Here is a 21,076-nt window from a genome sequence, read left to right on the forward strand (position 1 = left end):
GTTCGTCCTGTCCGGTGGCCGCCCGCGGCGGCCTCGGGAGGGATCAAAGCCGAGGGCGGTCAGCCCGGCCAGTCCTGAAGCGGCATGACGCGGTCGCGGTGGGGAGACTTGACGAGGCGGGCGAGAAGCCGGGCGTCGGCGGTGACGAGGCGGCAATCACGCGCCGCGGTCAGCGCCAGGTAGAGGCAGTCATAGACGGGGTGGTCGAGGACGAGGGCGATGGTGAAGGCGGAACCGACCAGGTCCTGGTCAGGAACCAGCTCCGCGAAATAGCCTTCCAGAGCGGCAAGAGCCGAACGCCCCTCGGCCGCGCTGATACCGCCGACGCGGCAGCGCTTCCAAAGCACGCTAGCCACTTCCAGAAGGATCAGGCTGGGCGCGATCAGCGGCTCATCGCGTTCCAGGAGCGCAAGGGCAGCGTCGGACCCGTCTTCCTCGATCAGCCATTTGGCGGCGACGCTGGCATCCACGACCAGGGCCATCGCCGTATCGCCTCAAGCCAGACCGTCGCGCCGCTCTTCGGCGGTAAGCGGTTCGCCGGGGCCTCCGCTTCGCGCAAGGAACCACCGGCTCGCCGCGACTCGCTCCTGCGGCGAGAACTTGCGGCCCCCGAGACTGTCCAGCCAAGCGCTGAACTCCTCTTGCGGCGCACCGGGCGAGGGAATGGAGGTCATCTCGCCTGCCATCGGTGGAGACGTGGCGAGACGGCTCTGCCCAAGCACATCGACGATCTCCTGCTCAAGGGACCGGCCCTTTCGGGCGGCAGCCTTGCGCAGCTCTGCGAGCGTCTCCTCGGGAATGTCGCGGATCAGGACCTCGGCCATGACGAAGCTCCGTGCTGTCCTCAAGGATAGCACGGAGCGCCGCAGAGCCGAAACCGTCAGCCCATGGTCGGGATGACGAAGCTGGCGCCGTCCTTGATGCCGGAGGGCCAGCGGGACGTGACCGTCTTGGTCTTGGTGTAGAAGCGGAAGGCGTCGGGACCGTGCTGGTTCAGGTCGCCGAAGGCCGAGCGCTTCCAGCCGCCGAAGGTGTAGTAGGCCAGCGGCACCGGGATCGGCACGTTGATGCCGACCATGCCGACCTGCACCTTGGCGGCGAAGTCGCGGGCCGCATCGCCGTCGCGGGTGAAGATGGCGACGCCGTTGCCATATTCATGGTCGTTGGCGAGGTCGAGGGCCTCGCCATAGGTCTTGGCGCGCACCACCGAGAGGACGGGACCGAAGATCTCCTCCTTGTAGATGCGCATGTCCTTGGTGACGTTGTCGAAGAGACAGCCGCCCATGTAGTAGCCGTTCTCGTAGCCCTGCATCCTGAAGCCGCGGCCATCGACGACGAGCTTGGCGCCTTCCTTCACGCCGATATCGACATAGCCCTTCACGCGCTCCAGCGCCTGGGCGGTGACCAGCGGGCCGAAATCCGCATCGAGCGAGGTGGAGGGGCCGATCTTCAGGGATTCGACCCGCGGGACCAGCTTCTCCATCAGGCGGTTCGCCGCCTCTTCCGTCACCGGCACGGCGACCGAGATGGCCATGCAGCGCTCGCCGGCCGAGCCGTAGCCAGCGCCGACCAGGGCGTCGACCGCCTGGTCCATGTCGGCGTCGGGCATGATGATCATGTGGTTCTTGGCGCCGCCGAAGCACTGGACGCGCTTGCCGCTGGCACAGCCGCGGGCATAGACGTACTCGGCAATGGAGGTCGAGCCGACGAAGCCGACGGCCTTGATGTCGGGATCGTCGAGGACGGCGTCGACTGCCTCCTTGTCACCGTTGACCACGTTGAAGATGCCCGGCGGCAGGCCGGCCTCGAGGAAGAGCTCGGCGAGCATCAGCGGCACACCCGGATCGCGATCGGAGGGCTTCAGCACGAAGGCATTGCCGGCGGCGATGGCCGGGCCAGCCTTCCACAGCGGGATCATGGCGGGGAAGTTGAACGGGGTGATGCCGGCGCAGACGCCGAGCGGCTGGCGCATCGAGTAGATGTCGATGCCGGGGCCGGCGCCCTCGGTGTACTCGCCCTTCATCATCTGCGGGGCGCCGATGGCGAACTCGACCACTTCGAGGCCGCGCTGGATGTCGCCCTTGGCGTCGAGGATGGTCTTGCCGTGCTCGCGGGCCAGCAGCTCCGCCATCTTGTCGTTGTCGCGGGCGCAGAGCTCAAGGAACTTCATGAGGACGCGGGCGCGGCGCTGCGGATTGGTGGCGGCCCAGGCGGGCTGCGCGGCCTTGGCGTTCTCGACCGCGGCGCGGACCTCGGCCTTGGAGGCGAGGGCGACCTTGCCGAAGACGGAGCCGTCCAGCGGCTGGTAGACGTCGGCGGTGCGGCCGGACGTGCCGGCGACATGCTTGCCGCCGATGAAATGACCGTAATTGCGCATGGGCTCTCTCCCTCGGACGTCTCGGCCGTTTGCGGCCCCGCAGCAGCACTAGAGCGAAGCAGTGCAAGGTCCAAGGGGTAAGATGGCGCATGCGTTGTGCGCGTTTTGGCGTAAGATAGGCGCATGACGCCAAACTGGGATCATGTCCGGGTCTTTCTTGCGGTGGCGCGCGCCGGCCAGTTCCTCGCCGCGGCGCGGGCGCTGTCGCTGGACCACGCCACTGTCGCCCGCCGGATCGGGCTCCTGGAGGAACAGCTCGGCACCCAGCTCGTCGCCCGCTCCACCGCCGGGATCACGCTGACGGTCGCCGGCGAGAGCTTCCTCGCCGCAGCGGAGGCCATGGAGACCGCCTGGCTGGATGCCCAGGCCGATGTCTCGCAGGTCGACCGGGTGGTGTCCGGCACCATCCGCATCGGCGCGCCGGAGGGCTTCGGCGCGCTGTTCCTCGCGCCCCGGCTGGGGCGGCTCGCCGAGCGGCACCCCGAACTCACCATCCAGCTCGTGCCGCTCCAGCGGACCATGTCGCTGTCGAAGCGCGACGCCGACCTCGCGGTGGTCATCGACCCGCCCTCGGACGGGCGGCTCACCGTGCGCAAGCTCACCGATTACGGCCTCGGTCTCTATGCGACCCCGGACTATTGCGAGCGCCACGGCATGCCCGCCGACGCGGAGACGCTGCGGCGCCACCTGCTCGTCACCTCGGTGCAGGAGCTCCACTATTCGGAATCGCTGACCTATTACCCGCCGGCCTTCGATGCGGGGCAGCGGCGCTTCGAATGCGCCAGCGTGCTCGCCCAGATGGAGGCGGTGAGGGCCGGTGCCGGCATCGGCATCCTCCACGACTATGCGGCGCGTGACGCCGGCGGGCTGGTGCGGGTGCTGCCGGACCTGGCGATCCGCCGCACCTATCACCTCGTCGCCCATGTCGACACGCGGCGCATCGCCCGGATCGACGAGGCCTATCGCTTCGTCGTCGAGGAGGTGGCCGCGGCCGGGGGGCTCTTCGCCTGAGGGGAGAAACGGGAAGAGCCCGGCATCCACAGGGGCGGACCCATGGGCACCGGGCTCCCACGCGGCCGGCCCGGGGGGAACCGGCGCGTATCGGGCATTATTCTGCCGCGACGCGGATGGGGCGCGGTGTCTCGCCGGGTGAGGAGGCATCGGCGGGCAGCAGCAGCGGCGGCGCACCTTGCGAGGCGGCGCCATGGCCGCCCTCGCCGGGCTCGTCGGTGGGTCCGACAAAGCGGCCGAAGACCCAGCCGAAGAAGCGGCCGGCATCGTCCATCACCGTGTAGAAGGACGGCACGAAGACGAGGCTGAGGACGGTCGAGACGATCAGGCCGCCGATCACCGCGATGGCCATGGGCGCGCGGAACTCGCCGCCATCGCCCGAGCCGAGAGCCGGCGGGATCATGCCGGCGCCCATGGCGATGGTGGTCATGATGATGGGCCGCGCGCGCTTGCGGCCGGCATCGAGGATCGCCTCGCGCCGGTCGACGCCCTCGCGCACCTTCTCCACCGCGAAGTCCACCAGCATGATGGCGTTCTTGGTGACGATGCCCATGAGCATGAGGATACCGATCACCACCGGCATGGAGATGGCATAGCCGGTGAGCAGCAGGGCGAGGATGACGCCGCCGAGGGACAGTGGCAGCGACATCAGGATGGTCAGCGGCTGGAACACCGAGTGGAACAGCAGAACCAGCACGCCAAGCACCATGAGCAAGCCGGTGCCCATGGCCACCGCGAAGCCCTGGAAGACCTCCTGCATGATCTCGGCGTCGCCGCCGCGCTGGAAGGAGACGGTCGGCGGCAGGTTGCGCGCCGCCGGCAGGGCGAAGACCTTCTCCAGCGCCGGGCCGATCTCCATGCCGCCGGTGAGGTCGGTGCCGATATTGACGCGGCGGATCCGGTTGTAGCGCTCGATCGACGAGGGGCCCTGGCCGAAGGTGATGTCGGCCACGGCGGTGAGCGGCACCTGCTGGCCCGTCGCCGAGACAACGGTGAGGGACGAGAGGATGTCGAGCTCGGCGCGGGCGTCGGTGTCCAGCTGGACGCGGATGGGAATGAGCCGGTCGCCTGCGTTGAACTTGGCGAGGTTGGCGGCGACATCGCCGATGGTCGCCACGCGCACCGCTTCCGAGATCTGGTCGGTGGTGATGCCGTAGCGCGCCGCCTCGTCGGTCTTCGGCACGACGCGGATCTCCGGGCGCTCGAGGCCGGCGGAGGCGGCGACGTTCACGAAGCCGGGGATCTGCCGCATCTCGGCTTCGAGCCTGGCGACGGCGAGCGACAGGTTCTGCGGGTCGAGGCCGCGGACGATGATGGAGAGCTCGCGCTCGCCGCGATCGTTGACGTACCAGGCCCGGATGTCGGGGATCTGGGTGAAGAGCGGCGATGTTGCCGCCTGGATCTGCCGCTGGGTGCGCTCGCGCTTGGTCTTGTGGATGAGGCGGACGATGACGGTGGCGCGGCGGATCTCCAGCGTGCCGACGGGGTTCGAGCCGCCGATCACCAGCACCGATTCCACTTCCGGGATGGTCTTGCGGATGAGCTTGGCGAGCTGGTCGGAGCGCTCGCGCGTGTCCTCCAGCGTCGATCCCGGCGGGAGTTCCATGGAGACGACGAAGCGGGCCTCGTCGGGGAAGGGGATGAAGCCGGTGGGCAGGAAGCGGATGGCCCAGATCGACACGGCGAAGACCGCGATTCCGGCGAGCAGCGTCACATAGCGGAAGCGGATCGTGCCGGAGAGGAAGCGCAGGTAGGCGCGCATCATCACGCCGTCCTTCGGCTCCTTGTGCGCGTGCGGCCTCAGGAAATAGGCCGCCAGCATGGGCGTTATGAGGCGTGCCACCAGGAGCGAGAAGAGCACGGCGATGGCCACGACCAGGCCGAACTGCTTGAAGTACTGACCGGCGATGCCGCCCATGAAGGAGACGGGCGCGAAGACCGCGACGATGGTCAGCGAGATGGCGATGACCGCGAGACCGATCTCGTCCGCCGCCTCCATCGAGGCGCGGTAGGGCGATTTGCCCATTTTCATATGTCTGACGATGTTCTCGATCTCGACGATGGCGTCGTCGACGAGGATGCCTGTGACGAGGATGATCGCCAGCAGCGAGACGAGGTTCATCGAGAAGCCGAGCATCTCCATGGCCCAGAAGGTCGGGATGATGGAAAGCGGCAGGGCGACGGCGGAGATGAGCGTAGCGCGGAAGTCGCGCAGGAACAGGAAGACCACGATGACGGTGAGGCCGGCGCCTTCCAGCAGCATGGTCATGGCCGACTTGTGGTTGCCGGCCGTGTAGTTCACGGAATTGTCGATCTCGGTGAAGCTGATCGCCGGATTGGCCCGGCGCAGCTCCTCGATCTTCTCGCGGGCCAGCGCTGCCACGCGCACGTCGGAGGCGCCCTTCGAGCGGAAGACCTGGAAGGCCACCGTCGGCGTCTCGCCATTGAGGCGGGTGAAGCTCTTCGGCTCCTCGAAGAGATCGGTGACCGAGCCGAGGTCGGACAGGCGCACCTCGCGGCCGCCCGACAGGACGATGCGGGTGGCGGCCAATTCCTCGACCGTCACCGCACCCGCGAGGGTGCGGATGGACTGCTGCTGGCCGCCGATATCGCCCTGGCCGCCGGCGAGGTCGACATTGGTGGCGCGCAGCTGGCGGTTGACCTCGCCGGCGGTGATGCCGAGGGCCATGAGGCGGTTGGGGTCGAGCGCAACGCGGATCTCGCGCAGCACTCCGCCGTTGCGGCTGATGCGGCCGATGCCACGCAGGCCCTGAAGCTCGCGCTTCACCGTGTCGTCGACAAACCAGGACAGCTGCTCGATGGTCTTGGCGGGGGCCGCCACCGCGACCGTCAGGATCGCCTGGTTCTCGACGTCGAGCCGCTCGATGATCGGCTCGTCGATGTTGCGCGGCAGGTCGGCGCGGATCTTGGCGATGGCGTCCTTGACGTCGTTCAACGCCCGGTCGGTGTTCACCTCGAGACGGAACTCGACCACCGTCGAGGACATGCCGTCGGTGAGGTTCGAGATGACGTTCTTGACGCCGGTGATGTTGGCGACGGCGTCCTCGACGCGCTTGGTGATCTGGCTCTCGAGCTCGGCCGGTGCAGCGCCGGCCTGGACGATGCGCACCTGGACCAGCGGCACGTCAATGTTGGGAAAGCGGGTGATCGGCAGGTTGAGGTAGCTCATCCAGCCGAGGAAGCAGAGCACCACGAAGAGGACGATCGAGGGGACCGGCTGGCGGATCGAGGCGGCGGAGATGTTGAGGGCCATCGTCCTCTCCCTCAGCGTTGGACGGCCGCGACCGGGGCGACCCGGTCACCGTTGCGGACGAAGCTCCCGGAGACGGCGACGACCTGCTCGCCCTCCTTCAGACCCTCGCGAACCTCCACCCGGCCCTGCGAGCGCAGGCCGATGACGACCTCGCGCGTCTCGACAAGGCCGTCCTTGACCACCTGAACCGTCGTCCTCTGGCCGAACATCACGGCCGAGAGCGGCACGGTGACGCCCGAGGAGCGGGCGACCTCGACGGTGGCGCGGCCAAAGGCGCCGAGCGGCGGCCGGTCGGTGCCGGTCAGGGTGACACGGACGCGGCCGAGACGGTTGCTGCGGTTCACCTCCGGAGCGACGAGGCGGACGCGGCCGGGCAGCGGCGCGGCATAGCCGGCCGCGTCGATCTCGGCGGGCTGGCCGGGGCGCATGCGCGCGAGCGTCGTCTCGGGCACGTCGGCCTCCAGCTCGACCTGGCTCTCGGCGATGATGCGGAAGAGCGGATCGCCTGCGGCGGGAGCCAGCGCGCCGAGGCGGGCCGTGCGGCGCGAAACCGTGCCGCCGACCTTCGCCTTGATCTCGGTGCGGGCGATCCTCAGCTCGATGTCGCGGCGCTGGGCGCGGGCGAGAACGAGGTCGGCCTCGGCAAGGGCGAGGGCATTGGTCGCCGACTCCACGCGGGCCCCGGCGGTGCGGGCCGCGGTGGTGCGCTGGTCGAGCACGTCATTGGTGGCGGAGCCGGTGCGCTGGAGCTGCTGGGTGCGCTCGAGCTGCTGCTCAGCGAGGGTGCGGGAAGCGGTCGCCTCGGCGATCTGCGACTTCGCCTGGGCCACGGCAGCCGCGGCGCGGGAGATCTGCGCGGCATTCTGGGCCAGTTGCACGTCCAGCATCTCGCGGTTGAGGCGGGCGAGGACCTGGCCGGCGGCGACCCGGTCGCCCTCCTCGGCGAGGATCTCGACCACCGTGAGGCCGTCGACCTCGGGGGCGACGAGGATCTCCTCGCGCGCCACGAAGGAGCCGCTGGCGACAACGGTCTCGCGCAGTTCCTGGCGGGTGGCGGTCGCCACCGTCACCGAGGGCGCAGCGGTCTGCGCAGCGGCGGTGCCTGCGAGCGCGACCAGAACCGCAGCGATGGGCAGCGTCAGGCGGGTCGGGGTGAAGATCATGGGGCGAAGGCCTTAGCGGAAGTGGGCGCGGTGGATGGCAGCAGCATGTCGCGCAGGACGTCGAACATCAGCGCCACGTGGGGGCGTGGATCGAAGGAGGGATCGCGGGCCCGGCGCAGCATCAGGCCGTCGCCGAAGGTGATGAGGAACTGCACGGCGCGCTCCAGGTCAGCCTCGGGGGCGGTCTGGCCCCGGTCGCGCGCCACCGTGAGAGCGAAGCGGATGTTCTCCGCGATGAACGCGTCGATCCTCCTACGCAGGGCGCCGATCTGCGGATTGCGCGACACCTCCGACATGATCTCGACCCAGAGCATGCAGCTCTCGCGCGGTTCCTCGACCATGTGATGACGCGCCAGGACCTCGAAGGCTCCCCAGATGTCCGTCGTATGCGACAGGGCCGCGAAACCCTGGCCGATCTCGTCGAAGTCGCGCTCGCACAGGCCCTCGATCATCGCTTCCTTGGAGGGGAAGTAGCGGTAGAGGTTGCCCGGGCTCATGCCCGCCTCGGCGCAAATCTCGGCCATGGAGGCGCCGTGGAATCCGGAGCGTACGAAGCAGCGCTCGGCGGCGTCGAGGATCGCGACCTTGCGGTCGGTGCGCTGGGTCTCGGCAATGCGGGGCATGGGGCTCCTTCAGTGTGCGCAGCCTTACGATGAGACAGGAGACGACGCAATTGAAAAGAGAATGAACATTCATTTTCGACTGCGGCTCGCCGTCGCACCCCCCTCCTCTGTTGTCTGCCGTTCAGCGATCCGCCACCCCGCGAGCAGAAACCGGTCTTTTCAGCGACAAGAACCAGTGGTGTTCTGATCTCACCAGCCGATCAGGTGGTTCGCTCAAGCGGGCCCGTCGGCTGCACCGGAAGGACACGCCATGCTGAAGACCCTGATGCTCGCCGCCGCCCTCGGCATCGCCGGCACCGCCGCGATGGCCCAGACCGCCACCCAGCCCTCGACGACACCGGCCACCCGTCCGGCACCGACCGCCCCGGCGACCGCGGCTCCGGCCCCGGCGGCCACGCCCGCGCCCGCGGCGACGACCCCGGCCGTCCAGCTCATCGACATCAATTCGGCGACGGAAGCCGAGCTGCGGGTCCTTCCGGGCATCGGCGAGGCGCGCGCCAAGGCGATCATCGCCGGCCGCCCCTATCGCGGCAAGGACGAGCTCGTGCGCAAGAACATCATCCCGCAGGGCGTCTATGACGGCATCCAGGCGCGGATCGTGGCCCGCCAGCGCTGAGGTCTCACGCCTCGCTCTTCGCCCTCCCCGCTCCGGCGGGGAGGGTTTTTTGTTGGGGGTCGGCGTTCAGTCTCGATGCCCCACCCTTACCCTCCCCTCTGCCGAGGGGAGGGGGACTTCGACGTCCCGCCCGATCGAAGCGGCTGGGCCTGGCGCGACCGTCACCCACCCCGCGCAACGCGGTGGTCCCCCTCCCCTCGGCAGAGGGGAGGGTAAGGGTGGGGCATTCCTGGTCCCTAATACGCCTCTAGCGGCTGCACTCGCGGATGAGGCCGGCGATGAAGGCGTCGCAGCGCGCGAGTTCGGCCACTTCAATCCACTCGTCCGGCTGGTGCGCCTGGGCGATGTCGCCGGGACCGCAGATGACGGTGGAGATGCCGGCGGTCTGGAACAGGCCGGCTTCCGCCCCATAGGGCACGACCTGGATACCGTTGTCGCCGGTGAGGCGGCGGGCGATGCGCTCGGCCTCGCCGTCTTCCTCGCGCACCAGCGGCTGCCCACCGACCCGCCAGGTGATCCTCACGCCCGCATCCGGATGCACGGCCTTCATGGCCGGCTCGATCTCGCGGCGGACGAAATCCTCGTACTCCCGCACATAGCGCTCGCCATCATCGCCGGGGACGACACGGATGCCGGTGACGAAATGGGCATCGAGCGCGGTGATGTTGTGCGCCGTTCCGCCCTGGATCGTGCCGACATGCAGCATGGTCCAGCCCGGATCGAAATAGGGCACACCGCCATTCGCCTCGGCTTCGGCCTTGTTCCGCAGGTCCCGGTCCTCCATCCAGCTGACGAGGCGGGCGGCGACGAAGACGGCGGAGACGCCGTTGTAGCGCTGCGAGGAATGGACCTCGTGGCCGCGCACATGGGTGTCGATCCGCATATAGCCCTTGTGGCCGGTGACCACCTTCATGCGGCTGGGCTCGCCGACGATGCAGGCGGAGGGACGCGTCCAGTCCTGGCCGAGCCGCGCGATGAGGGCGCGGGCGCCGTCCATGCGGATCTCCTCATCCGCGGTGAGGCAGATGTGGATGGGGCGCTTGAGGTCGGCGGCGACCATGGCCGGCACGGCGGCGAGCACGCAGGCGTCGAAGCCCTTCATGTCACAGGCGCCGCGGCCGTAGAGCTTGTCGCCCTTGGCCGTGAGGGTGAAGGGGTCGGTGGTCCAGGGCTGGCCCTCGACCGGCACGACGTCGAGATGGCCGGAGAGCACGATGCCGCCGTCCACCTTCGGGCCGATCGTCGCCCAGATATTGGCGTTGCGGCCGTCCGGCATCGGCACGATCTCGCACGCGACGCCATGGCCCGCGAGATAGTCGCGGATGTAGTCCACGAGATCGAGATTGCTGGCGTCGGAAACCGAGGGGAAGCCGACAAGGCGCTCGAGGAGCTGGATGCTGGAGAGGGTCATCTGCCGAAGGAGCCGATGGCAGCCATGCACGTCAAGGGGAGGCCATCGCATGGCAGCCTGTTGACCGGCCCGGCCCACTCCGGTTCTGTTGCCCTTTCTCCCTCGGGACACATCCATGCCTATCGTCAATCGCATCGCCGGCCTTCACGAGGAGGCCACGGCGTGGCGTCGTGATTTCCATCAGCATCCCGAATTGCAGTTCGACCTGCCGCGCACCTCCGCCATCGTCGCCGACAGGCTGCGCGAATTCGGCTGCGATGAGGTGGTGACCGGGATCGGCCGCACCGGCGTCGTCGGCGTCATCCGCGGCAAGAGCACCGGGTCTGGCCGGGTGGTCGGCCTGCGCTCCGACATGGACGCGCTGCCGCTGACCGAGATCACCGGCGCGCCCTGGGCCTCGACCGTTCCGGGCAAGATGCACGCCTGCGGCCATGACGGGCACATGGCCATGCTGCTCGGGGCGGGCAAGTATCTCGCCGAGACGCGCAACTTCGACGGCACCGCCATCCTCATCTTCCAGCCGGCGGAAGAGGGCGGCGGCGGCGCCCGCGCAATGGTCGCCGACGGGCTGATGGACCGCTTCGGCGTCCAGGAGGTCTATGGGATGCACAATGCGGTTGGCCGCCCTGTCGGGACCTTCGCCATGCGCGCGGGCCCACGCAGCGCCGCTGCCGATCTGATCGCTATTCGCGTCGAAGGGAAGGGAGGCCATGCCGCAAAACCCCACCTCGCAGTCGATACGATCCTTGTCGCCTCGCATATCGTGGTGGCCATCCAGTCGGTGGCCTCGCGCAATGTCGACCCCCTCGGACAGGCGGTGATCTCGATCTGCGCCTTCAACGCCGGCTTCACCAACAATGTTATCCCGCAGACGGCCGAACTGAGGGGTACGGTGCGCACCTTTGATCCGGCCATCCAGGACATGATCGAGCGACGCCTCAAGGAGATCGCCGAAGGCACCGCAGCGCTTTTCGGCGCCAAAGCAGAGTTGACCTACACCCGCGGCTGCCCGGCGGTCGTGAACCATCCGGCCGAGACCGACTATGCCATCGCGGCCGCAGCCTCCGTCGTCGGCGAGTCCAACATCGCCACCGACTTTCCCCCGTCTATGGGTAGCGAGGACTTTTCCTTCATGCTGAACGCCCGTCCAGGCTGCATGGTCTCGATCGGACAGGGGGACGGCCAATACGTCCACCACCCCGCCTATGACTTCAACGACGAGATCCTGCCCATCGGCATGAGCTACTGGGCGCGTCTGGTCGAAACCCGCATGCCCGCCTGAGGCCTCGGACCATCGTGCCCATCATCAACCGCATCGCCGCGTTGCACGAGGAGGTCACCGCCTGGCGGCGGGACTTCCATCGGCATCCCGAGCTCGGTTTCGACCTGCCGCGGACGGCCTCGGTGGTGGCCGATAAGCTCCGGGCCTTCGGTTGCGACGACGTCGTGACGGGGATCGGCCGCAGCGGCGTCGTGGGCATCATCCGTGGCCGCTCCGACCGGTCCGGACGTGTGATCGGCCTGCGGAGCGACATGGATGCCCTGCCCATCCACGAGACCAGCGGCGCCGCCCACGCCTCCACCGTTCCCGGGCGCATGCACGCCTGCGGGCATGACGGGCACATGGCCATGCTGCTTGGCGCGGGGCAGTATCTCGCGGAGACGCGCAATTTCGATGGCACGGTCGCGCTGATCTTCCAGCCGGACGAGGAGGGTGGCCACGGCGCACGGGCGATGGTCGCCGACGGCCTGATGGAGCGGTTCGGCGTGCAGGAGGTCTACGGCATGCACAACAGCCAGGACCCCGTCGGTTCGATCCAGGTGATCACCGGGGCCGCAAGCGCCGCCGTCGACTGGATCGATATCCGCATCGAGGGCAAGGGCGGCCATGCCGCGAAGCCCCACATCGCCGTCGACACGCTGCTTGTCGCCGCCCAGACGGTGATCGCCGTGCAATCGATCGCCTCGCGTTCGATCGACCCGCTCGCCGCCGTCGTCGTGTCGCTCTGCTCGGTCGAAACGGGAGCGGCGAACAACGTGATCCCCCATGCGGCAGTCCTGAAGGGGACGGTCAGGACCCTCTCCCGGGCGGTGCAGGACCAGGTCGAGGCGCGGCTGAACGCGGTGGTGTCGGGCACGGCCGCAGCCTATGGCGCGACCGCGACAGTCGCCTACGAGCGGGCCTGTCCGAGCGTCCTCAACACCGCGGCCGAAAGCGCCGCCGCGGCCCTCGCGGCAGCCTCGGTGGTCGGTGAACCGGGGGTCTGGCGGGACGTGCCGCCGCCAATGGGGGGCGAGGATTTCGCCTTCATGCTGGAGGAGCGCCCGGGCTGCATGGTCGGCATCGGCCAGGGTGGGGAATTTGGCCTTCATCATCCCTCATACGACTTCAATGACGAGATCCTGCCCATCGGCATGAGCTATTGGGCAAGGCTCGTCGAAACCCGCATGCCCGCCTGAGCGGCACCCTCGATCCGGAGACAGATCATGCCCATCAACAATCGCATCGCCTCCCTCCATGACGAGGTCACCGCCTGGCGCCGCGACCTGCACGAGAACCCTGAGCTGATGTTCGACGTGCACCGCACCGCCGGCATCGTCGCCGACAAGCTCAAGGAATTCGGCTGCGACGAGGTGGTCGGCGGCATCGGCAAGACCGGCGTCGTCGGCATCATCAAGGGCCGCAACACCGGCTCGGGCAAGGTGATCGGCCTGCGCGCCGACATGGACGCGCTGCCGCTGACCGAGATTACCGGCCTGCCGCACGCCTCCAAGGTGCCGGGGAAGATGCATGCCTGCGGCCATGACGGCCACACCGCCATGCTGCTGGGCGCTGCCAAGTACCTCGCCGAGACGCGCAATTTCGACGGCACGGTCGCGGTCATCTTCCAGCCGGCCGAGGAGGGCGGCGGCGGCGGCCGCGAGATGGTCAATGACGGCATGATGGACCGCTTCGGCATCCAGGAGGTCTATGGCATGCACAACGCGCCGGGCCTGCCGGTGGGCAAGTTCGCGCTGCGCGCCGGCCCGCTGATGGCGGCCGCCGACCGCATCCAGATCGACGTCGAGGGCAAGGGCGGCCATGCCGCCAAGCCCCATCTCGCCGTCGACACGATCCTGATCGCCTCGCAGATCGTCACCAACGTCCAGTCGATCGTCTCGCGCAACGTCGACCCGCTCGGCAACGCGGTCGTCTCCATCTGCGCCTTCAATGCCGGCTTCACCGACAATGTCATCCCGCAGACGGCGACGCTGCTCGGCACGGTGCGCACGCTGACCCCCGAGATGCGCGACCTCGTCGAGAAGCGCCTGCACCAGATCGTCGAGGGCACCGCGGCCATGTATGGCGGCACGGCCAAGCTCACCTATTTCCGCGACTATCCGGTGACCCGGAACCATGCCGACAACGCCATCTTCGCCGGTGACGCGGCGGCCTCCGTGGTCGGCGAGGATGGCGTCAACCGCGACACCGTCCCGGTCATGGGCGGCGAGGATTTCTCCTTCATGCTGGAGGCCCGTCCCGGCGCCTTCATCTTCATCGGCCAGGGCGACACGGCCTCGGTCCACCACCCGGCCTATGACTTCAACGACGAGATCATCCCCATCGGCATGAGCTACTGGGCGAAGCTCGTCGAGAGCCGCCTTGCCGCCTGACGCCTGATCCGGCGCGGCGGTGCCGTGCCGGTCGCCCTCCCTTCCGCAGGACCACGCCCATGCCCATCGTCAACCGCATTGCCGCCCTCCACGAGGAGGTCACCGCCTGGCGCCGCGACATCCACGAATATCCGGAGCTGCAGTTCGACGTGCACCGCACCGCCGGCATCGTCGCCGACAAGCTGCGCGAGTTCGGCTGCGACGAGGTGGTGACCGGCATCGGCCGCACCGGCGTGGTCGGCATCATCCGCGGCAAGGCCCATGGCTCCGGCAAGGTGGTGGGCCTGCGCGCCGACATGGACGCGCTGCCGCTGACCGAGATCACCGGCCTGCCGCATGCCTCCAAGGTGCCGGGGAAGATGCACGCCTGCGGCCATGACGGCCACACCGCCATGCTGCTCGGCGCTGCCAAATACCTCGCCGAGACCCGCAATTTCGACGGCACGGTCGCGGTCATCTTCCAGCCGGCGGAAGAGGGCGAGAAGGGCGGCGAGGCCATGGTGCTCGACGGCATGATGGAGCGCTTCGGCATCCAGGAGGTCTATGGCATGCACAATGCGCCGGGCCTTCCCGTCGGCCAGTTCGCCATCCGCCCCGGCCCGATGCTGGCGGCGGTGGACAATTTCCGCATCCATGTGGAGGGCAAGGGCGGCCACGCGGCGCGGCCGCACCAGTCCATCGACACCATCCTCGTCGCCTCCCACATCGTGGTGGCGGTGCAGTCGATCGTCGCCCGCAACATCGACCCGCTGAAGAGCGCCGTCATCTCCATCTGCGCCTTCAATGCCGGCTTCACCAACAATGTCATCCCGCAGACCGCCGAGCTGCGCGGCACGGTGCGCACCCATGACGGCGAGGTGCGGGACTTCATCGAGAGGCGGCTGAAAGAGGTCGCCGAGACGACTGCTGCCGTCTTCGGCGCCACGGCCACGGTGGAGCATGTGCGGGTCGTGCCGGCCACCGTCAACGATCCCGCCCATACGCCGCATGCGGTCGCCGCGGCGGCCGCCGTGGTGGGCGAGAAGGCGGTGAACGACGACGCGCCGCAGATCATGGGCGGCGAGGATTTCTCCTACATGCTGCAGGCCCGCCCCGGCGCCTTCATCATGATCGGCCAGGGCGACACGGCCTCGGTCCACCACCCGGCTTACGACTTCAACGACGAGATCATCCCGCTGGGCATGAGCTACTGGGCGAAGCTGGTCGAGAGCCGCATGCCGGCGTGAGGGGGCGGCTGACGCTCACCTCTCCCCGGCGGGGAGAGGTCGGCCGAAGGCCGGGCGAGGGGGCCAAGCGCTGGCCGTGTTTCGCTCTCCTCCTCACCCGCCTCGCTCTCGCTCGTCGACCTCTCCCCGCCGGGGAGAGGTGAATGCGCCACGCATCCCCGCCTCCCACCTTCCCCCTCGCCTCGGCGCTCCTGCCGCGCTAGCCTCCCGCCTTCGCATCGCCGTTCCGGAGCCTTTCCATGCCGATCATCAACCGCGTCGCCGACCTCCACGACGAGATCACCGCCTGGCGGCGTGACTTCCATGAGAACCCGGAGCTGCTCTACGACGTGCATCGCACCGCCGGCATCGTCGAGCAGAAGCTCAAGGAATTCGGCTGCGACGAGGTGGTCTCCGGCATCGGCCAGACTGGCGTCGTGGCGGTGATCAAGGGCCGCAAGACCGCATCGGGCAAGGTCGTCGGTGTGCGCGCCGACATGGACGCCCTGCCCATCGAGGAGGCGACCAACCTCCCCTACAAGTCGAAGGTTCCGGGGAAGATGCATGCCTGTGGCCATGACGGCCACACCGCCATGCTGCTCGGCGCCGCCAAGTACCTCGCCGAGACCCGCAATTTCGACGGCACCGCCATCATGATCTTCCAGCCGGCGGAAGAGGGCGGCGGCGGCGGCGACGCCATGGTCAAGGATGGCCTGATGACCCGCTGGGGAATCCAGGAGGTCTATGGCCTGCACAACATGCCGGGCATTCCCGTCGGCCATTTCGCCGTGCGCAAGGGTCCGGCCATGGCCGCGGCCGACCGCTTCATCATCGACATCGAGGGCAAGGGCGGCCACGGCGCCATGCCGCACCTCTGCGTCGATCCGGTCCAGGCGGGCTTCGCCATCGGCCTTGCGATGCAGACCATCGTCTCGCGGAATGTCGACCCGATCGAGAGCGCAGTGATCTCCATCACCTCGGTGAAGGCGGGCGAGGCCTTCAACGTCATCCCGCAGACGCTGCGGATGCTCGGCACGGTGCGCACCTTCAAGCCGGAGATCCAGGACCTCGTCGAGGCCCGCATGAAGGAGCTGGTCGAGAACGTCGCGAAGGGCATGGGCTGTGTCGGCACGATCAACTACCAGCGCGGCTATCCCGTCACCTTCAACCATTCCGACCAGACCGACTTTGCGGTGAAGGTCGCCCAGTCCGTCGTCGGCGCCGACAAGGTCGACCCGGAGACGCCGCCGCTGATGGGCGCGGAGGACTTCTCCTACATGCTCAACGAGCGGCCGGGCTGCTACATCTTCCTCGGCAACGGCGACACCGCCGCCTGCCACCACCCCGCCTACAATTTCGACGACAACGCGATCCCGACGGGCACCAGCTATCTCGCCAAGATCGTCGAGACGGCGATGCCGGCCTGAGGCGGATCCCGTGACACAGCAGAAGGTTGCGCCGGGCCCGGTTTCGCTGGGCATCGTCGGCGCGGGGATCATGGGCGAGCGTCTTCTTGGCGCCGCCCTCGCCCATGCGGCGGATGTCGTTCGTATCGCCGGCATCTGGGACCCCTCGGAGGCGGCGATGGCGCGCATCGCGGCCGCCCATCCGGGCGTACCGCGGCTTGGCGGTCCCGAGGCGGTGGCGGCGGCGAGCGACTGCCTCTACGTCGCCTCGCCCCCCTCCTCCCACCTTGCCCATGCCCGCACGGCGCTGGCGCTCGGCAAGGCGGTGTTCTGCGAGAAGCCGCTGGCGGTGGACCTGACGGATGCCCGCGCCTTCGTGGCGGAGGCCGGCGGACGCGGGGCGGTGAACTTCCCCTTCGCCTCCTCCTTCGCCGTGGCAACCCTGCAGCGCTGGATCGCCGAAGGCGCGATCGGCACGCCGCAGCGCATCGCCATTGAGGTGTCCTTCGCGACCTGGCCGCGCTCCTGGCAGCGCGATGCCGCCTCCTGGCTCGACGGGCCGGCCGAGGGCGGCTTCACCCGCGAGGTGGTGTCGCATTTCCTCTTCCTGTCGCGCCGGCTCGGCGGGCCGCTGACCGGCCTCAAGGCGACGGCGGAGTTCCCGGAGGCCGGCAAGTCCGAACGCAAGATCGCCGGCACGCTCGTCGCCGGCAGCCTGCCGGTGACGCTGGCGGGGAGCGTCGGGACCACCGCCAAGGACGACCACAACACCTGGACCATCGAGGGCACGGCCGGCGCGGTGCGCCTGCGCGACTGGTCCTTCGCCGAGCGGCGGACGCCCGAGGGCGCCTGGCAGCCCGACCCGGAGGCGCTGCCCAACGAGAAGATCCGACCGCTGGTGCTGCGCCGGCAGCTCGAGGGCGTCGCGGCGCTGGTGCGCGGCGAGGCGTTCCATCTCGCGACGCTCCCGGAAGCGCTCGAGGTACAAGAGACGGTCGAGGCGATCCTGAAGGGGTGAGAAGACCGGACGTCGGCTGGCCGAATGGCCGCTTAGCTTTTCTCACGATGGCCCCTCACCCTTCCCTCTCCCCGCAAGCGGGGAGAGGGGGCAACAGCGTCGCGAGTCTTTCGGCAACGGTTGGGCCTGGCTCGTCTCTTCCGAACGATCGCGACGTCGACGTCCCCCTCTCCCCGCTTGCGGGGAGAGGGAAGGGTGAGGGGCATTGCTCAACGCCCCCCCTACCTCTTCCCGTCCTCCAGAATCATCTTGGCGCCCTTCTCGGCGATCATCAGCGTCGGCGTGTTGGTGTTGCCGGAGGTGATGGTCGGCATGACCGAGGCATCGGCCACGCGCAGCCCCTCCACGCCGATCACGCGCAGGCGCTCGTCCACCACGGCCATCGGATCGGAGGCAAGGCCCATCTTCGCCGTCCCCACGGGATGGAAGATGGTCGTGCCGATATCGCCGGCGGCCCTGGCGAGGCTCTCCGCATCGTCGCCGATGACCGGGCCGGGCAGGAATTCCTCGGGGCGGTAGGGGGCGAGCGCCGGCTGGCTCATCAGACGCCGCGTCACCCGCAGCGAATCCGCCGCCACCTTCCGGTCCTCGTCGGTCGCGAGATAATTCGGCGCGATGATCGGCTTGTCGGTCGGGTCGGCTGAACGGATATGCACCGAGCCGCGCGAGGTGGGGCGCAGGTTGCACGGCGCCACCGTCACGGCGGGGAAGCGGTGCAGCGGGTCGCCGAACTTGTCGAGCGACAAGGGCTGGACGTGGAACTGGATGTTGGCCCGCTCCTGGGAGGGGTCGGAGCGGGTGAAGATGCCGAGCTGGCTCGGCGCCATGGTCAGGGGGCCGGTGCGTCGCACCAGATATTCGAGGCCCATCAGGCCGCGCTTGACGAGGTTGTGGTAGGTCTCGTTCAGCGTCTTGATGCCCTGGACCTTGTAGATGGCGCGGATCTGCAGGTGGTCCTGCAGGTTGCCGCCGACGCCGGGCTTCTCCTTCACCACCGGGATGCCGTGGCACGACAGCACGTCGCCATGGCCGATGCCGGAGAGCTCGAGGATCTGCGTCGAGCCGATGGAGCCGGCGGTCAGCACCACCTCGCCACGGCAGCGCAGGATGACGCTCTCGCCGCCCTGGCGGATCTGCACGGCCTTGGCGCGGCCCTCCTCGACGATCACCTTCTCGACGAGGACGCCCGAGAGCAGGTCGAGATTGTCGCGCTGGTCGATGATGGGCTTGATGAAGCCGCGCGCCGCCGACCAGCGCAGGCCCTTCTTCTGGTTGACGTGGAAATAGGCGGCGCCCTCGTTGTCGCCGGTGTTGAAGTCGTCGAGCGGGCGCACGCCCATCTGGACCGCCGCCTCGCGCACCTTGTCGAGCAGGTCCCAGCGCACCCGTGGCGCCTCGACGCGCCAGTTGCCGCCGGTGCCGTGGTGCTCGCTCTGCCCCAGGAAATGGTCCTCCAGGCCGACAAAGAGCGGCTTCACGTCGTCCCAGCCCCAGCCGGTGAGGCCGAGCTGGCGCCAGTGGTCATAGTCGGCGCTCTGGCCGCGCATGGTGATCATGGCATTGATGGCGGAGGAGCCGCCGATCACCTTGCCGCGGGGATAGATGAGCGAGCGGCCGTTGAGACCGGGCTCGGCCTCGGTCCTGAACATCCAGTCGGCGCGCGGATTGTTGATGGCGAAGAGATAGCCGACGGGGATGTGGAACCAGATCCAGTCATCCTTGGTGCCGGCCTCCAGCAGCATGACGCGGTTGCGGCGGTCGGCGGAGAGGCGGTTCGCCATGAGGCAGCCTGCCGTACCGGCCCCGCAGACAATGTAGTCCCACTCACCCTCGATGGTGCGGGCCATGGCTCCCCTCCGGCACTGTCGCGGGCTCTCAGGTTCTGGCCCTTGCGGCGATCCATCGCGCGGGATGGCGAGAAGGTCAATCAGGCCGCTCGGGGGGCGGGAGGCGATGACAGGATTGCCTTGGCGAACAGGGGCGTTAGATGTCGGGCATGCTGTCGTTCCCCCGCTTCCGTCGCCTCTCCACGTCCGTCGCCATGGCCCTTGCGGCCGCCGCTCTCGCTCTTGCCGCTCCCGCCGCAGCGCAGGAGATGCGCGGCCATGGCGGGCCGGTGCGGGCGCTCGCCGTCGCGCCCGACGGGCGCCTCGCCCTCTCCGGCTCCTTCGATTCCTCGGCCATCCTGTGGGACATCGAGCAGGGCCTCGCGGTCACCGTGCTGCGCGGCCATGACAGCTCGGTCAACGCCGTGGCCGCGCTTCCCGACGGCCGCTTCGCCACCGCCGGCGAGGATGGGCGCATATTGCTCTGGCGCATCGGCCGGGCGGAGCCGGAGGCGCGGCCTGTCACCCACGAGGCGCCTGTCGCCGCGCTCGCGCTCTCGCCCGATGGTCAACGTCTGGCCTCGGCGTCCTGGGACGGCACGGTCCGCCTTGCCCCGCTCAGCGGCGGCGCGGCGCGGGTCGCGACCACCCAGCGCGGGCCGCTCAACGCCGTCGGCTTTGCGCCGGATGGTCGCAGCATCGTCACTGGCGGCCATGATGGCGCGCTGCGCTTCGTTCCCCTCGATGGCGGCACGGATCGCGTCGTGGAGCTCGGCCTGCCGGTTAATGCGCTGGCGGTCGCGGCGGATGGCGAGATCGCCGCCGGCCTGGCCGACGGCCGCGTCGTGGTCCTGTCGGGGACGGGTCAGCAGCGCGGCGAGATCCGCGCCGCCGAGACGCCGATCGTCGCGGTGGGGCTGTCGCCGGACGGCAAACGCATCGCCGCAGCCGGCATCCGCGGCTCCGTTGCCATCATCGACCGCGCGACCCTCGCCGTCGAGCGGGTGCTGGTGGGGCCGGGCCTGCCGGTCTGGTCGCTGGCCTTCCGGCCGGGGACGGAGGAACTGCTCACCGGCGGCGGCGACCGCCTCGTGCGCCGCTGGCTAGCCTCGACCGGCGAGCATATCGGCGCGGTCATCATGGCGAAGCCGTCCGAGGCACTGGCGCGGCTGGCCGACCATCCGGGGGCGGAGGTGTTCCGCGCCTGCGCCGCCTGCCACACGCTCGATCCGGACGGCGGCAACCGCGCCGGGCCGACCCTGCACGGCGTCATCGGCCGCCGCATCGGCACGGCGCCCGGCTACGACTATTCGCCGGCGCTGCGGGGCATGGACATCGTCTGGACCAAGGAGACCATCGCCCGTCTCTTCGAGATCGGGCCGATGGCCTATACGCCCGGCACCAAGATGCCGGAACAGCGGGTGACCGACCCGGAGGACCTGAAGGACCTCGTCGACTTCATCGCCAAGGCGACCGGGGCGGAGTGAGCGGG

Annotated in this window: 17 protein-coding genes; 9 read left to right on the forward strand and 8 right to left on the reverse strand. The window is 69.0% G+C overall.

The window, feature by feature from the left end; translation table 11 throughout:
- Positions 1-59 precede the first annotated feature (59 nt).
- The 3 genes from C8P69_RS19315 to C8P69_RS19325 are packed head-to-tail and all read right to left on the reverse strand — an operon-like array spanning position 60 to position 2,377.
- A complete protein-coding gene (locus tag C8P69_RS19315; protein ID WP_108179086.1) occupies positions 60-482 on the reverse strand; it encodes a type II toxin-antitoxin system VapC family toxin in 423 nt (140 codons plus the stop codon).
- Positions 483-494: 12 nt separating this feature from the next.
- Entirely contained in the window at positions 495-824 is a 330-nt protein-coding gene (locus C8P69_RS19320) for a FitA-like ribbon-helix-helix domain-containing protein (RefSeq protein WP_108179087.1), read from the reverse strand.
- A gap of 56 nt (positions 825-880) precedes the next feature.
- Entirely contained in the window at positions 881-2,377 is a 1,497-nt protein-coding gene (locus C8P69_RS19325) for a CoA-acylating methylmalonate-semialdehyde dehydrogenase (RefSeq protein ID WP_108179088.1), read from the reverse strand.
- 123 nt (positions 2,378-2,500) lie between these two features.
- Between C8P69_RS19325 and C8P69_RS19330 the strand changes: the two genes are divergently transcribed.
- Complete coding sequence (locus C8P69_RS19330) at positions 2,501-3,388, forward strand: LysR family transcriptional regulator (RefSeq protein ID WP_108179089.1); 888 nt, start codon at positions 2,501-2,503, stop codon at positions 3,386-3,388.
- Positions 3,389-3,485: 97 nt separating this feature from the next.
- On the opposite strand, the gene C8P69_RS19335 is transcribed toward C8P69_RS19330, so the two are convergent.
- Genes C8P69_RS19335 through C8P69_RS19345 form a run of 3 tightly spaced genes read right to left on the reverse strand, consistent with a single transcriptional unit; the run spans position 3,486 to position 8,448 of the window.
- Entirely contained in the window at positions 3,486-6,662 is a 3,177-nt protein-coding gene (locus C8P69_RS19335; protein ID WP_108179090.1) for an efflux RND transporter permease subunit, read from the reverse strand.
- 11 nt (positions 6,663-6,673) lie between these two features.
- Positions 6,674-7,825 carry an efflux RND transporter periplasmic adaptor subunit gene (locus tag C8P69_RS19340; protein WP_108179091.1) on the reverse strand — a complete coding sequence of 384 codons (1,152 nt, stop codon included), beginning with the start codon at positions 7,823-7,825 and terminating at the stop codon, positions 6,674-6,676.
- Positions 7,822-8,448, reverse strand: a complete 627-nt coding sequence (locus C8P69_RS19345) for a TetR/AcrR family transcriptional regulator (protein ID WP_108179092.1) — start codon at positions 8,446-8,448, stop codon at positions 7,822-7,824. Before C8P69_RS19345 ends, C8P69_RS19340 begins: the two co-directional genes overlap by 4 nt.
- A 250-nt stretch (positions 8,449-8,698) precedes the next feature.
- Between C8P69_RS19345 and C8P69_RS19350 the strand changes: the two genes are divergently transcribed.
- Positions 8,699-9,064 (forward strand): ComEA family DNA-binding protein, encoded by a 366-nt coding sequence (locus C8P69_RS19350; protein ID WP_108179093.1) that lies wholly within the window; start codon positions 8,699-8,701, stop codon positions 9,062-9,064.
- Between the two features lie 247 nt (positions 9,065-9,311).
- On the opposite strand, the gene argE is transcribed toward C8P69_RS19350, so the two are convergent.
- Positions 9,312-10,475 carry an acetylornithine deacetylase gene (gene argE / locus C8P69_RS19355; protein ID WP_108179094.1) on the reverse strand — a complete coding sequence of 388 codons (1,164 nt, stop codon included), beginning with the start codon at positions 10,473-10,475 and terminating at the stop codon, positions 9,312-9,314.
- 115 nt (positions 10,476-10,590) lie between these two features.
- Between argE and C8P69_RS19360 the strand changes: the two genes are divergently transcribed.
- From C8P69_RS19360 to C8P69_RS19385, 6 genes are all read left to right on the forward strand, one after another.
- Positions 10,591-11,757 carry a M20 aminoacylase family protein gene (locus C8P69_RS19360; RefSeq protein WP_108179095.1) on the forward strand — a complete coding sequence of 389 codons (1,167 nt, stop codon included), beginning with the start codon at positions 10,591-10,593 and terminating at the stop codon, positions 11,755-11,757.
- Positions 11,758-11,771: 14 nt separating this feature from the next.
- Positions 11,772-12,935 carry an amidohydrolase gene (locus C8P69_RS19365; RefSeq protein WP_108179096.1) on the forward strand — a complete coding sequence of 388 codons (1,164 nt, stop codon included), beginning with the start codon at positions 11,772-11,774 and terminating at the stop codon, positions 12,933-12,935.
- A 27-nt stretch (positions 12,936-12,962) separates the two neighbouring features.
- Positions 12,963-14,129: a M20 aminoacylase family protein gene (locus tag C8P69_RS19370; RefSeq protein WP_108179097.1), complete on the forward strand. Its 1,167-nt coding sequence runs from the start codon at positions 12,963-12,965 to the stop codon at positions 14,127-14,129.
- Between the two features lie 59 nt (positions 14,130-14,188).
- Positions 14,189-15,355: a M20 aminoacylase family protein gene (locus C8P69_RS19375; RefSeq protein WP_108179098.1), complete on the forward strand. Its 1,167-nt coding sequence runs from the start codon at positions 14,189-14,191 to the stop codon at positions 15,353-15,355.
- 239 nt (positions 15,356-15,594) lie between these two features.
- Positions 15,595-16,761 (forward strand): M20 aminoacylase family protein, encoded by a 1,167-nt coding sequence (locus tag C8P69_RS19380; protein ID WP_108179099.1) that lies wholly within the window; start codon positions 15,595-15,597, stop codon positions 16,759-16,761.
- A gap of 10 nt (positions 16,762-16,771) precedes the next feature.
- Positions 16,772-17,758, forward strand: coding sequence for a Gfo/Idh/MocA family protein (locus C8P69_RS19385; RefSeq protein WP_245902144.1), 987 nt, complete (start codon positions 16,772-16,774; stop codon positions 17,756-17,758).
- A gap of 221 nt (positions 17,759-17,979) precedes the next feature.
- On the opposite strand, the gene C8P69_RS19390 is transcribed toward C8P69_RS19385, so the two are convergent.
- Positions 17,980-19,605, reverse strand: a complete 1,626-nt coding sequence (locus C8P69_RS19390) for a GMC family oxidoreductase (RefSeq protein ID WP_108179100.1) — start codon at positions 19,603-19,605, stop codon at positions 17,980-17,982.
- A 149-nt stretch (positions 19,606-19,754) separates the two neighbouring features.
- Here C8P69_RS19390 and C8P69_RS19395 point away from each other — a divergent pair, with 149 nt between their 5' ends.
- The gene (locus C8P69_RS19395; RefSeq protein ID WP_425440770.1) at positions 19,755-21,071 is read left to right on the forward strand and encodes a c-type cytochrome; all 1,317 of its coding nucleotides are present in this window, start codon (positions 19,755-19,757) and stop codon (positions 21,069-21,071) included.
- The last annotated feature ends 5 nt before the right edge of the window (positions 21,072-21,076 follow it).

Origin of the sequence: Phreatobacter oligotrophus (genome assembly GCF_003046185.1) — a bacterium.
Taxonomy (GTDB): Bacteria; Pseudomonadota; Alphaproteobacteria; order Rhizobiales; family Phreatobacteraceae; genus Phreatobacter; species Phreatobacter oligotrophus.